Source organism: Pseudomonas sp. P1_C12 (assembly GCF_056406435.1).
In genome coordinates this window covers 28661-42943 of sequence record NZ_JBFUAE010000023.1, presented here as the reverse complement: position 1 = coordinate 42943, position 14283 = coordinate 28661, and the positions used below count along the sequence as shown (strand labels likewise).

The window sequence follows — 14283 nt, the reverse complement described above, 5'->3', positions numbered from 1 at the left end:
AACGCGGCAGTCAACTCGATACAAATGGTTGCTCAGCTCCAATGCAATCAGGTGTGCAAAACCATGCAATTCCCCATCAAGCCTTGACCCAACGCTGGCGACTCCAGCTGCTCAGCCCATCGACGGCAAACACCAGCAGCAACATCGCCAGGATCACCGTACTGGCCTGGGCCTCCTGGAACAGGCTGAGGCTGACATAGAGCATCTGCCCCAAACCGCCGGCACCGACAAAACCGAGCACGCTGGCCATACGGATGTTGTTTTCCCAGCGGTACAGGATGTACGCCAGCAGTTGTGGAAACAGGTTGGGCAGGGTGCCGTAACAGAAGGCCCAGACGACGTTGCCGCCTTGCAAACGGATGGCTTCGGCCGGTTGCGGCGGGGTGTTTTCCAGTGCTTCGGCGAACAATCGACCCAGCACCCCGGTGGTGTGCATGGCCAGCGCCAGGGTGCCGGCGTTGGGGCCGAGTCCGGCTGCCAGCACCATCAACGCGGCCCACACCAGTTCGGGAATGGCGCGCAGGGCGTTAAGCACAAGGCGCGACGCGCTCTGCAACGGCCAACCGAAACGCCCGGCCGCAGGCAGTGCCAGCACCAGGCCGAATACCGCCGCGAGCAGGGTGCCAAGGGCAGACATGGCCATGGTTTCCACGGCGCCACGGCCGATGGCATGCAGATGGCCGGCGCTCAGGTCCGGGCTGAGAAAACGCAGCACGTAGGCGCCCATCTGCGCAAGGTTAGCGCTGCCCGTAAGTTCGCCGAGATCGATGCCCAGATAGCTGAACGAAGCGACGACCGCTGCGCCAATGCACAGGATCAGCAGCAGGTTGATCAGGCGATTCATGCGAACCTCCAGCGCAACAGGCGGCTGATCTGGTCGGCGAACAGCACCAGGACGAAAAAGGTCAGCAACATGCTCGCCACTTCACCGCCGGCGAACATGCGCAACGACAAATCGATCTGCTGGCCCAGCCCGCCGGCACCGACGAAGCCCATCACCACCGACGCGCGGATCGCGCATTCCCAGCGATACACCGTGTACGACAGCAACTCCGCCGCGACGTTGGGCAGGATGCCATAGCAGAACGCAGCCAACCGGCCACTGCCGGCTTGCAGCAGTGAGTGTGCGGGACGCTGGTCGACCGACTCGAAAATTTCCGCATAGACCTTGCCCAGCATGCCGCTGTAGGTGATGGCAATCGCCAGCACCCCGGCGGTCGGGCCAAGGCCGACGGCGCGCACGAACAGCAAGGCCCAGACGATTTCCGGCACGCTGCGCAGGAAGATCAGCAATCCGCGCACCGGCCAGCGCAGCAGCCGGCCCAAGGCGCTCGGGCGACCGCTGCGAGAGGCGGCGGACAACGACAGCGCCCGGCTGGCCAACAAGCTGGCAGGCACGGCCAACAGCAAAGCCAAAGCCATGCCAGCGGTGGCGATGGCCAGGGTTTGCAACGTGGCTTGCCACAGCAACTGGAGGAACTCTTCGCCATGGGCCGGTGGCCAGAAGGCAGAGACAAACCGGCCCATCTCACTCTGGCTGTCGGCCTTGAGCAGCACACCCAGGTCCAGTTCGCTGAAATGAATGCCGGGCCACAGCAGAGCAAGTGCCAACAGACTGAGCAGCAGGCGGGGCAGGATGGCCGGGTCTCGTGTATCGCGCGTCAGCATCGGGGAATCTGCAGGCTCAAGGGCGCCACCGGAACGGGCGGCGATAGCAGTTGCTCGTTGGCGTAGAGCTTGTCGAGCAAATCGTGGTCGACGTCGCTGGCGGGAAGATCGAACAGGACCTGGCCGTCACGCAATCCGATGATGCGCGAGAAGTGCGTCAGGGCCAGTTCCACCGCATGCAGGCTGGCCACCAGCGTCACGTTGTGCTCCCGGGCGTGGCGGCAGAGGATCGATAGGGTGTGCCCGGCCAGTACCGGGTCCATCGCCGACACCGGCTCATCGGCCAGCAGCACTTCGGGCGCCTGGTACAGCACCCGGGCAATGCCCACGCGCTGCAACTGGCCTCCGGACAATTGCTGGCACTGGGCGAACAGCTTGTCACCCAGGTCCAGCTTGACCAGTGCCGCCCGCGCGCCCGGAACATCCACCGGATGCAGCAGGCTCAACAAGCTTTTGGCAAAACCCCATTGCCCCAGCTTTCCGGCCAGCACCGCCGTGACCACTCGCTGCCGCGGTGGCAGGGGTGGCGCCTGGTGAACCAGGCCGATGCGCGCCCGCAGCTGCTGACGCCGATGGGCGCCAAGCTGCCAGGCGTGCTCGCCGAGTACCTCGACCGCGCCGTTGTCCGGGCGCAGGGCGGTGGCCAGCACGTTGAGCAGGCTCGACTTGCCGGCACCGGACGGGCCGATGATTGCGACTTGCTCACCGGCACTGATCTGCAGGTCGACCTCATGCAGCGCACGCACGCCATTGCCGTGGGTGAGGCTGACCCGGTTCAGATGCAAGGTCATTTCAGCAGGTCGGCAGCGCGCGCGGCTTCCTCGATGCCCTTGTAGTTCTCAGGCTTGGTCTCGATGAAGCGGCTGGCGGCTTGCAGATCCAGAATCGCTTTTTGCTCCGGGTTGGCCGGGTCGAGCGCGAGGAAGGCCACCTTGATTTTGTTGGCGAGGGCCGGGTCGAGGGTGCCGCGCACGGTCCAGTTGTAGTCGAAGTAGGCCGGTGTGGTGGCGAAGACCTTGACCTTGTCGGTATCGACCTTGCCGGCCTTGACCAGTTTTTCCCAGACGCTGGCGTTGAGCACGCCAGCGTCCACCTTGCCCGCCTGAACCCAGGCGACCGTGGCGTCATGGGCGCCGGAGTAGCCGACACGGCTGAAATAGGTTTCCGGCTTGATGCCATCCTGCAGCATGAAATAGCGCGGCATCAAACTGCCTGACGTCGACGAGACCGAGCCGAAGGCAAAGGATTTGCCCTTGAGGTCGGCCAGCGACTTGACGGCCGGGTCGGCGCTGATGAATTTGCTGGTGAATTGCGCATCCTGCTCACGCTGTACCAGTGGAATGGCATTGCCGGTTTTCAGTCGCGCCTGCACGAAGGTGAAGCCGCCCAGCCAGGCCATGTCGATACGGTCTGTGGCCAGCGCCTCGACCACCGCCGGGTAGTCGGACACCGGTACGAACTCGACCTTCATGCCCAGTTGCTTCTCCAGATACTCGCCCAAGGGCTTGAACTTGCGCAGCAGTTCGGTGGGTGCTTCATCAGGAATGGCGCTGACTTTGAGGGTCTCGGCAGCCTGTGCCAGCAGCGTGGAAAGGGACAAGGTCAGGCCAACGGCCATTGCCAGGGTACGTTTGAGCATGGAAGTTCTCCGGTTCAATAGCGGAAAAATGTCGATGCGCCCCGCACAAGCTGATTGCTGCACGACGCTTCGTGAGGGTAGACGAAAACGCCGCGATTATAGGGACTACTGCGTACTTGACCAGCATGGTCTTCCAGCGCATGGAGCAGATGGGTGCAATGGCTCGTATAGATGAAGCCTTGAAAGATCGCAGCCTGCGGCAGCTCCTACATTGGGATGCACACCTTCTGTAGGAGCTGCCGCAGGCTGCGATCTTTTGACTTTGGTCCTCTCGCAAGCGTTACATCCGCGCCAACGCCTGCGCGAGATCCGCGCGCAAGTCCTCCACATCCTCAACCCCCACCGACAACCGCACCAACCCGTCGCCAATCCCCAGTTCTGCGCGGGTGGCGGGCGGAATGGTGGCGTGGGTCATGATCGCCGGGTGTTCGATCAGGCTTTCCACGCCGCCCAGGCTTTCGGCCAGGGCGAAGATCTGCACGCTTTCAAGGAAGCGTTTGGCGCCAGCCAGGTCGCTGTTGAGATCGAGGGAGATCATCCCGCCGAAACCATGCATTTGCCGTTGGGCCAGTTCGTGTTGCGGGTGCGACGGCAGGCCGGGGTAATACACCCGCGACACTTGCGGTTGGCGCTCCAGCCACTGCGCCAGCTCCAGTGCGTTGCTGCAATGCCGCTCCATGCGCAGCGCCAGGGTCTTCACGCCGCGCAGGGTGAGGAAGGCGTCGAACGGGCCGGCGATGGCGCCGACGGCGTTTTGCAGGAAGCCCAGGCGCTCGGCCAGTTCGGCGTTCTGCCCGACCACGGCGATGCCGCCGATCACGTCGGAGTGGCCGTTGAGGTATTTGGTGGTCGAGTGCAGCACGATGTCGAAACCCAGTTCCAGCGGGCGCTGGATCCACGGGCTGGCGAAGGTGTTGTCGGCCACGCAGATGATGCCGCGTGCGCGGCAGGTGCGGGCGATGGCGGCGAGGTCCGTGAGGCGCAGCAGCGGATTGCTCGGGGTCTCGACCATGACCATCCGGGTGTCGTCTTGCAGGGAGGCCTCGAACGCCGCCAGGTCGGTCAGGTCGACGAAGCTGAAACGGTGCCCGGCGCTGCGCTGGCGCACCTTGTCGAACAGGCGGAAGGTGCCGCCGTACAGATCGTTACCCGAGACGATGTGCGAGCCGGCGTCGAGCAGTTCGAGCACCGTGGAAATGGTCGCCAGCCCCGAGGCGAAGGCAAAGCCCCGGGTGCCGCCTTCGAGGTCCGCCACGCAGCGCTCCAGCGCCCAGCGCGTCGGGTTGTGCGAACGCCCGTAGTCCAGGCCCTTGTGCACCCCGGGGCTCTGTTGCAGGTAGGTGGAGTTGGCGTAGATCGGCGGCATCAACGCCCCGGTGGATGGGTCCGGCACTTGCCCGGCGTGGATCACCCGGGTGGCGAAGCCCTGTGGCGGGGCGTTTTTATCCTGTTGACTCATGGCAGGGATCTCCGCAGGTGATTGAGCATGTCGGTTCGGGTAATCAGGCCGTGGAAGCCCGAGGCATCCTGGATGATCGCCACCAGCCCACGGCCCAGTTCTGCCTCCAGATCCGCCAGTGAGGCATCGGGGGACAGGGTTTGCAGTTTGTCGGTCATGGCGCTGGATACGGTCTTGCGAAAGTGCGCAACGTCTTCATGCACGCCCAGCAGGATGTCGGACTCGTCGATCACGCCGACCAGTTGCTGCCCCTTCACCAACACCGGCAGTTGCGAGACATCCGCCAGGCGCATGCGTTGAAAAGCCGTCAGTAGCGTGTCATCCGGGCCGACGCTGATCACCCGGCCATCTTCGAAACGCCGCGCGATCAGGTCGCGCAGGTCGCCGTAGTGCTTGCGTTGCAGCAGGCCCTGATCGTTCATCCACTGGTCGTTGTAGACCTTCGACAGGTAACGCGTACCGGTGTCGCAGACGAAGCTCACCACCCGTTTCGGCTGGGTCTGTTCTCGGCAGTAACGCAACGCCGCCGCCAGCAAGGTGCCGGTCGACGAGCCGCCAAGAATGCCTTCGGCGCGCAGCAACTGGCGGGCGTGGTCGAAGCTTTCTTCGTCGCTGATCGAATAGGCGTGGCGCACGCTGGACAGGTCGGCAATCGACGGAATGAAGTCTTCGCCGATGCCTTCCACCGCCCAGGAACCGGGGGTGGGGAGGGTGCCATTGCGGCTGTATTCGGCCATCACCGAGCCGACCGGGTCGGCCAGGACCATTTCCAGGTCCGGCTGCACCCGTTTGAAGAAGCGGGTCAGGCCGGTGAGGGTGCCGGCCGAACCGACACCGACGACGATGGCGTCCACATCGTGCTGGGTCTGCGCCCAGATCTCCGGCGCGGTGCTGCATTCGTGGGCCAGCGGGTTGGCGGGGTTGTTGAACTGGTCGGCGAAGAACGCATCGGGAATGTCCGCCGCCAGCCGTGCGGCGACGTCCTGGTAATACTCGGGATGGCCCTTGCCGACATCGGAGCGGGTGATGTGCACCTCGGCGCCCATGGCCTTGAGGTGCAGGACCTTCTCGGTGGACATCTTGTCCGGCACCACCAGCACCACCCGGTAACCCTTGGCGCGGCCGACCAGGGCCAGGCCCAGCCCGGTGTTGCCGGCGGTGGCTTCGACAATGGTGCCGCCGGGGCGCAGGCGACCATCGCGTTCGGCGACATCGATCATCGCCAGACCGATGCGGTCCTTGATCGAACCGCCGGGGTTCTGGGATTCGAGTTTGAGAAACAGTGTGCATGGGCCGGTATCGAAACGGCTGACGCGCACCAGCGGGGTATTGCCAATCAGTTCGAGCACGGCAGGACGGGAATTGTCGGGCATGTCATCACTCCTTGCGTAAATCCGCACTGGATGGACAGCAATCCGCGCCGGGTCTTCGCGTCGGTCGCGGGCAATGCATCGCTTGGACCATAGGCCGGGATCGGGTCGACCGCAACCTTGCACAGCCAACCGGTCGCCTCGACGCTTTTTCCTCTCCAGCGACCACAAAAAACATAATTTCGCTATTTCCCGGCTCCGAACAGAATGCGGCCAACACCCTGACACCGATAGCCGCAGCAGAAGAACAACAGTGATCAGAATCGAGGCGGCAGCCATGACCGACCTGAATCAAACCACCTTTCAGAAGTGCACAGCCATGACAGTTGACAAGACCGAAATTGATACGCTTGTAGTTGGCGCCGGCCAGGCCGGCGTGGCCATGAGTGAACACCTGAGCAAGCTCGGTGTGCCTCACCTCGTTGTGGAGCGCAATCGTATCGCCGAAGCCTGGCGCACCGGCCGCTGGGATTCGCTGGTGGCCAACGGTCCGGCCTGGCACGACCGTTTCCCGGGGCTGGAATTCGACGGTCTGGACCCGGATGCCTTCGCCGGGAAAGAGCAGGTGGCTGAGTACTTCGAAGCCTATGCCAAGAAGTTCAACGCGCCGATCCGTACCGGCGTGGACGTGAAGAAAGTTGAACGTAACGCCGACCGTCCGGGCTTTACTGTTGAAACCTCTGATGGCGTGATCGAAGCCCGGCATGTAGTGGTCGCCACCGGTCCGTTCCAGCGTCCGGCCATTCCGCCGATTGCTCCCGAAATCGCCGGCATCACCCAGATTCACTCCGCCCAATACTACAACCCGCAGCAACTGGCCGAAGGCGCGGTGCTGGTGGTGGGAGCCGGTTCCTCGGGCGTGCAGATCGCCGATGAACTGCAACGTTCCGGCAAGCAGGTCTACCTGTCGGTGGGCGCCCACGATCGTCCGCCCCGTGCCTATCGCAACCGTGATTTCTGCTGGTGGCTGGGGGTGCTCGGCGAGTGGGATGCCGAGGCCATGCAGCCCGGTAAAGAGCATGTGACCATCGCCGTGAGCGGTGCCCGTGGTGGCCACACCGTGGACTTCCGCCGGCTGGCCCATCAAGGCATGACGCTGGTCGGCCTGACCCAGGCGTTCAACGGCGCTGTGGTGAGTTTCGAAGACAACCTCGCCGACAACATTAAACGTGGCGATGAAAATTACCTGGCACTGCTCGACAAGGCCGACGCTTATATCGAACGCAATGGCCTGGACCTGCCGCTGGAACCCGAAGCCCGGGCCATGCTGGCGGACCCGGACTGCGTGACCCATCCAATCCTGGAACTGGACCTGCTCAAGGCCGGCGTCACCACCATCATCTGGGCCACCGGTTACTCCACCGATTACAGCTGGCTGAAGGTCGACGCCTTCAAGGACAACGGTAAACCGCAACACCAGCGCGGCGTGTCGGCCGAGCCGGGGGTGTATTTCGTCGGGTTGCCTTGGCAGTCCCGCCGCGGCTCCGCGTTTATCTGGGGCGTTTGGCACGACGCCAAGCACATCGCCGATCACATCGTTAAACAGCACACCTATCTCAACTATCGGGATGCGACCCAGCGTCAAGCCGACGCCGCCCGTGCACCCATTCAGAAAGCCAGCCTCATGGGAGTTCGTTAATGCCAACTCATACCCGCATCCGCATGTTCAACACCAAAGACACCTACCCGAACCAGACGCTCGACAACGACCTGTGCCAGGCCGTGCGCGCCGGCAACACCGTGTATGTGCGTGGCCAGGTCGGTAGCGATTTCAACGGTCAACTGGTGGGCCTCGGCGATCCGCGCGCCCAGGCCGAGCAGGCCATGCGCAACGTCAAGCAATTGCTGGAAGAGGCGGGCAGCGACCTGAGCCATATCGTCAAGACCACCACTTACCTGATCGACCCGCGCTATCGCGAGCCGGTGTACCAGGAGGTCGGCAAGTGGCTCAAGGGCGTGTTCCCGATTTCCACTGGCCTTGTGGTCAGCGCCCTCGGCCAGCCGCAGTGGCTGATGGAAATCGATGTGATCGCTGTCATCCCTGAATAAGGAATTGGCCATGACTTTTTCCATCGTGGGTCGCTGCGCCGAGACCGGTCAGTTGGGCATTGCCATCAGCTCTTCGAGCATTGCCGTCGGCGCGCGCTGCCCGTGGCTGCGTGCCGGTGTCGGCGCGGTGTCGAGCCAGAACATCACGCTGCCGGCCCTCGGCCCGCAGATCCTCGATGAACTGGCCAACGGCTCGGCGCCACCCCAGGCGCTGGATCACTCATTGACCCGCAATGGCTACAGCCAATACCGCCAGGTGGCGGTGGTGGATGCTCAGGGCCGTACGGCGGTGTTCAGCGGCAACCATGCCCTGGGCATCAATAACGCCCTAGCCGGTGACCAATGCGTGGCGGCCGGCAACCTGCTGGCCAACAGTGGGGTGATCGAAGCGATGGTCGCGGCGTTCGAAAACAGCGAAGGCTGCCTCGCCACCCGGCTGATGAGCGCCTTGCAGGCCGGGCAGGATGCCGGTGGCGAAGCCGGCGCGGTGCACTCGGCGGCGCTGTCGGTGGTGGGTGACCTGACCTGGCCGATTGTCGACCTGCGGGTGGATTGGGCCGATGAAAACCCGATCAGCGAGCTGGGCAAACTGTGGACGGCCTACGAACCGCAATTGCAGGACTACCTGACCCGCGCCCTCAATCCGACCCTGGCCCCCGCTTATGGAGTGCCCGGCGATGAGTGAGTTGCGCAGCCGCGCCATGCTCGCGCGATTGATCGGGTTCGCCACGGTCAGCCGCGATTCGAACCTGGAGCTGATCGAGTTCGTGCGTGACTACCTGCACGAACTGGGCGTGGATTGCGAACTGATCTACAACACCGAGCGGACCAAGGCCAATCTGTTGGCCACGGTCGGCCCGCGTGTGGCCGGCGGCATCGTGCTGTCCGGGCACACCGACGTGGTGCCGGTGGACGGCCAGGCCTGGACGGTCGAGCCGTTCCGGCTGAGCGAGGCGGGCGGCAAGCTTTACGGCCGCGGCACCGCGGACATGAAAGGCTATCTGGCTTCTGTGCTGGCGGCGGTGCCGATGTTTCTCTCGAGCCCTTTGAAGCGCCCGGTGCATTTGGCGTTTTCCTATGACGAAGAGGTCGGTTGCCTCGGCGTGCGCGGATTGCTGGAAGTGCTGCTGCAACGCATCCCGGCACCGGCGATGTGTTTGATCGGCGAGCCGACCGAACTCAAGCCGGTGCTCGGCCACAAGGGCAAACTGGCGATGCGGTGCCACGTGCGCGGCGCCGCCTGTCATTCGGCCTACGCACCTTATGGGGTCAATGCCATCGAGCAGGCCGCGCGCCTGATCGGTCGGCTGGGCGACATCGGCGCCACCCTGGCCCGGCCGCCATTGCACGACAAACGCTTCGATCCGGCGTTCTCGACCGTGCAGGTCGGAGTGATCCAGGGCGGGACGGCGCTGAACATCGTGCCAGCGGATTGCCGTTTCGATTTCGAGATCCGCGCCTTGCCGGACTTCGCCCCGCAAGTGGTCGTCGATGAACTGCAGGACTACGCCGAGCAGACGTTGCTGCCGGCCATGCAGGCCGTGGACACCGATACCGGTATCCGCTTTGAAAAAATCTCGGCCTATCCCGGCCTGGCGACGCCCGCCGACAGCGCGGCGGCCCGGCTGATTGCCCGGCTGTGCGGCAGTGACGATTTCAGCACCGTGGCCTTTGGCACCGAAGGCGGGCTGTTCGATCAGGCCGGCATTCCTTCGGTGGTCTGCGGTCCCGGCAGCATGGACCAGGGGCACAAGCCCGATGAATTTGTCAGCGTCGAACAGATGGCGGCCTGTGACCGCCTGATGGATCGCCTGGCGGCTTACTTGAGTGAATCCGAACACCGATAACAACAATGGGTCGACAAGACCCGAGGAAGCGATCCATGTCCAGATCCTTGCGTTGCAGTGTTCCGTTTGCCCTGGCGGTGTTGAGTGCCAGTGTGTGGGCGGCCCCCCAGGACCTCACCGTGATTTCCTTCGGTGGTGCTACCAAACAGGCTCAGGATAAAGCCTACTTCAAGCCCTTCAACGCCAGCGGCGCGGGCAACATCATCGCCGGTGAGTACAACGGCGAACTGTCAAAGATCAAGGCCATGGTCTCGGCCGGTCACACCAGTTGGGACGTGGTCGAAGTCGAAAGCCCCGAATTGTTGCGCGGCTGCGAGGAGGGCTTGTTCGAGAAACTCGATGCGGGGCGCTTCGGTGATTCGGCGAACTTCGTGCCCGGTGCGTTGACCGAATGCGGGGTGGCCACTTATGTCTGGTCGATGGTCATGGCCTATGACCAGAGCAAGCAGGCCAAGGCGCCGCAATCCTGGGCGGACTTCTGGAATGTCGCCGACTTCCCGGGCAAGCGCGGCCTGCGCAAGAGCGCCAAGTACACCCTGGAAATCGCCTTGCTGGCCGACGGCGTCAAGGCGGACGACGTGTACAAGGTCTTGAATACTCCGCAAGGCGTGACGCGGGCCTTTGCCAAACTCGACCAGATCAAGCCGAACATCCAGTGGTGGGAGGCGGGCGCGCAACCGGCGCAATGGCTGGTGGCCGGCGACGTGGTGATGAGCGCCGCCTACAACGGGCGGATCGCTTCGGCGCAAAAGGAAGGCATGAGGCTGAGCATCGTCTGGCCGCAGAGCCTGTACGACCCGGAATACTGGGCGGTGGTCAAAGGCACGCCGAACAAGGCATTGGCGGAAAACTTCATTGCATTTGCCAGTCAGCCGCAGACGCAAAAAGTCTTCTCGGAAACCATCCCGTACGGGCCGGTGCATCGCCAGACTCTGTCATTGCTGCCCAAGGACGTGCAGGAGCAACTGCCGACCGCCGAGGCCAACCTGGCCGGCGCGCGGGCCGTGGACGCGGAGTTCTGGGTCGACCATGGCGAGGAGCTTGAACAGCGCTTCAATGCCTGGGCTGCGCGGTAATACAGAAACCGTGTGAACACCCAAAACCCTGTGGGAGCGGGCTTGCCCGCGATGAGGCCGGAACAGCCAGTGACTTTTCATCGGCATAAAAAAACGCCGCTCATCTCACGATGGGCGGCGTTTTTCATTGCGTTGCAACGTTAGGCTTGAACGACCGGGATGTTGGCGTTCGCAGCAGCTTCACGGAACTCGGCGATCTGGTCGAAGGACAGGTAGCGGTAGACATCGGCCGCCATGCTGTCGATCTTGCCAGCGTATTCCATGTACTCCTCGACGGTCGGCAGGCGACCCAGGATGGAAGCCACGGACGCCAGCTCAGCCGAAGCCAGGTAGACGTTCGCGCCGTCACCCAGACGGTTCGGGAAGTTACGGGTCGAAGTCGACACGACAGTCGAGTTCGGCTCTACACGTGCCTGGTTACCCATGCACAGCGAGCAGCCTGGCATTTCCATGCGCGCGCCGGCCTTGCCGTAGATGCCGTAGTAGCCTTCTTCGGTCAGCTGGTGAGCGTCCATCTTGGTCGGCGGCGACAGCCACAGACGGGTTGGCAGCTGACCCTTGACCTGTTCCAGCAACTTGCCGGCAGCGCGGAAGTGGCCGATGTTGGTCATGCAGGAACCGATGAACACTTCGTCGATCTTCTCGCCAGCAACACTGGAGAGCAGGCGAGCGTCGTCCGGGTCGTTCGGCGCGCAGAGCACAGGCTCCTTGATGTCGGCCAGGTCGATCTCGATGATTTCAGCGTATTCAGCGTCTTTGTCCGCTTGCAGCAGCTCAGGGTTGGCCAGCCAGGCTTCCATTGCTTGAGCGCGACGTTCCAGAGTACGTGCATCGCCGTAGCCTTCGCCGATCATCCAGCGCAGCAGGGTGATGTTGGACTGCAGGTATTCGGCAATCGACTCTTTGGACAGCTGGATGGTGCAACCGGCAGCCGAACGTTCAGCCGAGGCGTCAGACAGTTCGAACGCTTGCTCTACGGTCAGTTTAGGCAGACCTTCGATCTCCAGGATGCGACCGGAGAAGGCGTTCTTCTTGCCTTTCTTCTCTACGGTCAACAGGCCAGCCTGGATCGCGTAGTAAGGAATGGCGTGAACCAGGTCACGCAGGGTGACGCCTGGCTGCAGTTCGCCTTTGAAGCGAACCAGGATCGACTCTGGCATGTCCAGCGGCATGACGCCGGTGGCTGCGGCGAACGCAACCAGACCGGAACCGGCCGGGAACGAGATGCCGATCGGGAAACGGGTGTGGGAGTCACCACCGGTACCGACGGTGTCTGGCAGCAGCATGCGGTTCAGCCACGAGTGGATGATGCCGTCGCCCGGACGCAGGGAAACGCCGCCGCGGGTCATGATGAAGTCAGGCAGGGTGTGGTGGGTGGTCACGTCGATCGGCTTGGGGTAAGCCGCGGTGTGGCAGAAGGACTGCATCACCAGATCGGTCGAGAAGCCCAGGCACGCCAGGTCTTTCAGTTCGTCACGGGTCATGGGACCGGTGGTGTCCTGGGAACCCACGGTGGTCATCTTCGGTTCGCAGTAGGTGCCCGGACGAACGCCGGCCACGCCGCAAGCCTTGCCGACCATTTTCTGCGCCAGGGTGAAACCCTTGGTGCTTTCAGCCGGTGCTTCAGGCTTCTTGAACAGGGTCGAAGGTGGCAGACCCAGCTCGGTGCGAGCCTTTTCGGTCAGGCCACGGCCGATGATCAGCGGAATACGGCCGCCAGCACGCACTTCGTCCAACAGGACCGGGGTCTTCATTTCGAAGGTGGTCAGGACTTCGTCGGTGCCGTGCTTGCAGACTTTGCCAGCATGCGGGTACAGGTCGATCACGTCGCCCATGTGCATGTTGGAAACGTCGAATTCGATTGGCAGTGCGCCGGCATCTTCCATGGTGTTGTAGAAGATCGGAGCGATCTTGCTGCCGAAGCAGAAGCCGCCTGCACGCTTGTTCGGCACGTAAGGAACGTCGTCGCCGAAGAACCACAGCACCGAGTTGGTGGCCGATTTACGCGAAGAACCGGTACCGACCACGTCACCGACGTAGGCGATCGGGAAGCCGGCGTTGCGCATTTCTTCGATCTGCTTCATCGGGCCGGTGGCGCCTTGTGCATCAGGCACGATGCCGTCGCGAGCCATTTTCAGCATGGCCAGGGCGTGCAGCGGGATGTCTGGACGGGACCAGGCATCAGGCGCAGGGGACAGGTCGTCGGTGTTGGTTTCGCCGGTGACCTTGAACACGCGCAGGCTGATCTTGTCGGCCAGGGTCGGGCGCTTCACGAACCACTCGCCGTCAGCCCAGGATTGCAGCACGCCTTGGGCGTGAACGTTACCGTTCTTGGCTTTTTCAGCGACGTCGTGGAAGGCGTCGAACATCAGCAGGGTGTGCTTGAGTTCTTTGGCAGCTACTGGCGCCAGTTCGGCGTCGTCCAGCAGGGTAACCAGGGTCACGATGTTGTAGCCGCCCTGCATGGTGCCGAGCAGTTCAACAGCGCGCTTCTTGTCGATCAGGGGGGATTTGGCTTCGCCTTTGGCGATGGCGGACAGGAAGCCGGCCTTGACATAGGCAGCTTCGTCCACGCCTGGCGGAACGCGATTGGTGATCAGGTCAACGAGGAACGCTTCTTCGCCAGCCGGGGGATTTTTCAGCAGCTCGACCAGGCCTGCAGTTTGTTCGGCGTTTAGCGGCTGGGGAACGATACCCAGTGCTGCGCGCTCTTCGATATGTTTGCGGTAGGCTTCAAGCACAGTTATTACCCTCATCAGTGGTCCCAAATGGGTGTCCGGGACGCTCATCCCGAAATTGCCGTACTCATGCGCAGCATGGCGTTGTGAGCCACTTAGCCAGAATTACCGACAATTCCTTACAGAAGCTGCTTTCAAAGTTTTACGCCTGCAGAACGGGAGCTGATGAGGGTTGGCGTTGGGCTTTTCCCCGCTGGAAAAACCCCTCGCCAACACCGCTCTGAAGGAACGACTGTGCTCGTGACGCTTTGAAAACAGCTTCTAACGGACATTGGCGCCTAAAAAGGCAGGCTGATTCTACGGCAAAAAAAAATTAAAGGTAAGTCAGTGTTTATTGGACTTTGGTGGTGGCGCCCAACAGAGGTCCGTTGACCCTAACCCTTTAACTTTGAGGGGTGATGAATATCGGACAAAGGGCTAACATGCCGGCCTGTTCT

Annotated in this window: 12 protein-coding genes; 5 read left to right on the top strand and 7 right to left on the bottom strand. The window is 62.7% G+C overall.

Features of this window, described 5'->3' with window-relative positions:
- Positions 1–76 precede the first annotated feature (76 nt).
- From phnE to AC1D19_RS27415, 6 genes are all read right to left on the bottom strand, one after another.
- Positions 77–844: a phosphonate ABC transporter, permease protein PhnE gene (gene phnE, locus AC1D19_RS27440; protein ID WP_477765204.1), complete on the bottom strand. Its 768-nt coding sequence runs from the start codon at positions 842–844 to the stop codon at positions 77–79.
- Complete coding sequence (locus AC1D19_RS27435) at positions 841–1668, bottom strand: PhnE/PtxC family ABC transporter permease (RefSeq protein WP_477765203.1); 828 nt, start codon at positions 1666–1668, stop codon at positions 841–843. Before AC1D19_RS27435 ends, phnE begins: the two co-directional genes overlap by 4 nt.
- A complete protein-coding gene (locus AC1D19_RS27430) occupies positions 1662–2459 on the bottom strand; it encodes a phosphonate ABC transporter ATP-binding protein (RefSeq protein ID WP_477765202.1) in 798 nt (265 codons plus the stop codon). Before AC1D19_RS27430 ends, AC1D19_RS27435 begins: the two co-directional genes overlap by 7 nt.
- Positions 2456–3307: a putative selenate ABC transporter substrate-binding protein gene (locus tag AC1D19_RS27425; protein WP_477765201.1), complete on the bottom strand. Its 852-nt coding sequence runs from the start codon at positions 3305–3307 to the stop codon at positions 2456–2458. Before AC1D19_RS27425 ends, AC1D19_RS27430 begins: the two co-directional genes overlap by 4 nt.
- 280 nt (positions 3308–3587) lie before the next feature.
- Positions 3588–4766 (bottom strand): trans-sulfuration enzyme family protein, encoded by a 1179-nt coding sequence (locus AC1D19_RS27420; RefSeq protein WP_477765200.1) that lies wholly within the window; start codon positions 4764–4766, stop codon positions 3588–3590.
- On the bottom strand, positions 4763–6139 hold the full coding sequence (locus tag AC1D19_RS27415) for a pyridoxal-phosphate dependent enzyme (protein WP_477753609.1): 1377 nt from the start codon (positions 6137–6139) through the stop codon (positions 4763–4765). The genes AC1D19_RS27420 and AC1D19_RS27415 overlap by 4 nt, the downstream gene beginning before the upstream one ends.
- A 274-nt stretch (positions 6140–6413) precedes the next feature.
- Between AC1D19_RS27415 and AC1D19_RS27410 the strand changes: the two genes are divergently transcribed.
- Genes AC1D19_RS27410 through AC1D19_RS27390 form a run of 5 tightly spaced genes read left to right on the top strand, consistent with a single transcriptional unit; the run spans position 6414 to position 11108 of the window.
- Complete coding sequence (locus AC1D19_RS27410) at positions 6414–7775, top strand: flavin-containing monooxygenase (protein WP_477765199.1); 1362 nt, start codon at positions 6414–6416, stop codon at positions 7773–7775.
- Positions 7775–8185 (top strand): RidA family protein, encoded by a 411-nt coding sequence (locus AC1D19_RS27405; protein ID WP_477765198.1) that lies wholly within the window; start codon positions 7775–7777, stop codon positions 8183–8185. The genes AC1D19_RS27410 and AC1D19_RS27405 overlap by 1 nt, the downstream gene beginning before the upstream one ends.
- A gap of 10 nt (positions 8186–8195) precedes the next feature.
- Entirely contained in the window at positions 8196–8870 is a 675-nt protein-coding gene (locus AC1D19_RS27400; protein ID WP_477765197.1) for a DUF1028 domain-containing protein, read from the top strand.
- Complete coding sequence (gene argE, locus AC1D19_RS27395) at positions 8863–10032, top strand: acetylornithine deacetylase (RefSeq protein ID WP_477765196.1); 1170 nt, start codon at positions 8863–8865, stop codon at positions 10030–10032. The genes AC1D19_RS27400 and argE overlap by 8 nt, the downstream gene beginning before the upstream one ends.
- 35 nt (positions 10033–10067) lie before the next feature.
- The gene (locus tag AC1D19_RS27390; protein WP_477765195.1) at positions 10068–11108 is read left to right on the top strand and encodes an ABC transporter substrate-binding protein; all 1041 of its coding nucleotides are present in this window, start codon (positions 10068–10070) and stop codon (positions 11106–11108) included.
- A gap of 140 nt (positions 11109–11248) precedes the next feature.
- On the opposite strand, the gene acnB is transcribed toward AC1D19_RS27390, so the two are convergent.
- Positions 11249–13849, bottom strand: a complete 2601-nt coding sequence (gene acnB, locus AC1D19_RS27385; RefSeq protein WP_477765226.1) for a bifunctional aconitate hydratase 2/2-methylisocitrate dehydratase — start codon at positions 13847–13849, stop codon at positions 11249–11251.
- Positions 13850–14283 lie beyond the last annotated feature (434 nt).

What these genes read in the sequence shown, in the direction of transcription:
- phnE (WP_477765204.1), bottom strand. Translation starts at nt 844, where the DNA reads ATGAATCGCCTGATCAACCTGCTGCTGATCCTGTGCATTGGCGCAGCG.
- AC1D19_RS27435 (WP_477765203.1), bottom strand. Translation starts at nt 1,668, where the DNA reads ATGCTGACGCGCGATACACGAGACCCGGCCATCCTGCCCCGCCTGCTG.
- AC1D19_RS27430 (WP_477765202.1), bottom strand. Translation starts at nt 2,459, where the DNA reads ATGACCTTGCATCTGAACCGGGTCAGCCTCACCCACGGCAATGGCGTG.
- AC1D19_RS27425 (WP_477765201.1), bottom strand. Translation starts at nt 3,307, where the DNA reads ATGCTCAAACGTACCCTGGCAATGGCCGTTGGCCTGACCTTGTCCCTT.
- AC1D19_RS27420 (WP_477765200.1), bottom strand. Translation starts at nt 4,766, where the DNA reads ATGAGTCAACAGGATAAAAACGCCCCGCCACAGGGCTTCGCCACCCGG.
- AC1D19_RS27415 (WP_477753609.1), bottom strand. Translation starts at nt 6,139, where the DNA reads ATGCCCGACAATTCCCGTCCTGCCGTGCTCGAACTGATTGGCAATACC.
- AC1D19_RS27410 (WP_477765199.1), top strand. Translation starts at nt 6,414, where the DNA reads ATGACCGACCTGAATCAAACCACCTTTCAGAAGTGCACAGCCATGACA.
- AC1D19_RS27405 (WP_477765198.1), top strand. Translation starts at nt 7,775, where the DNA reads ATGCCAACTCATACCCGCATCCGCATGTTCAACACCAAAGACACCTAC.
- AC1D19_RS27400 (WP_477765197.1), top strand. Translation starts at nt 8,196, where the DNA reads ATGACTTTTTCCATCGTGGGTCGCTGCGCCGAGACCGGTCAGTTGGGC.
- argE (WP_477765196.1), top strand. Translation starts at nt 8,863, where the DNA reads ATGAGTGAGTTGCGCAGCCGCGCCATGCTCGCGCGATTGATCGGGTTC.
- AC1D19_RS27390 (WP_477765195.1), top strand. Translation starts at nt 10,068, where the DNA reads ATGTCCAGATCCTTGCGTTGCAGTGTTCCGTTTGCCCTGGCGGTGTTG.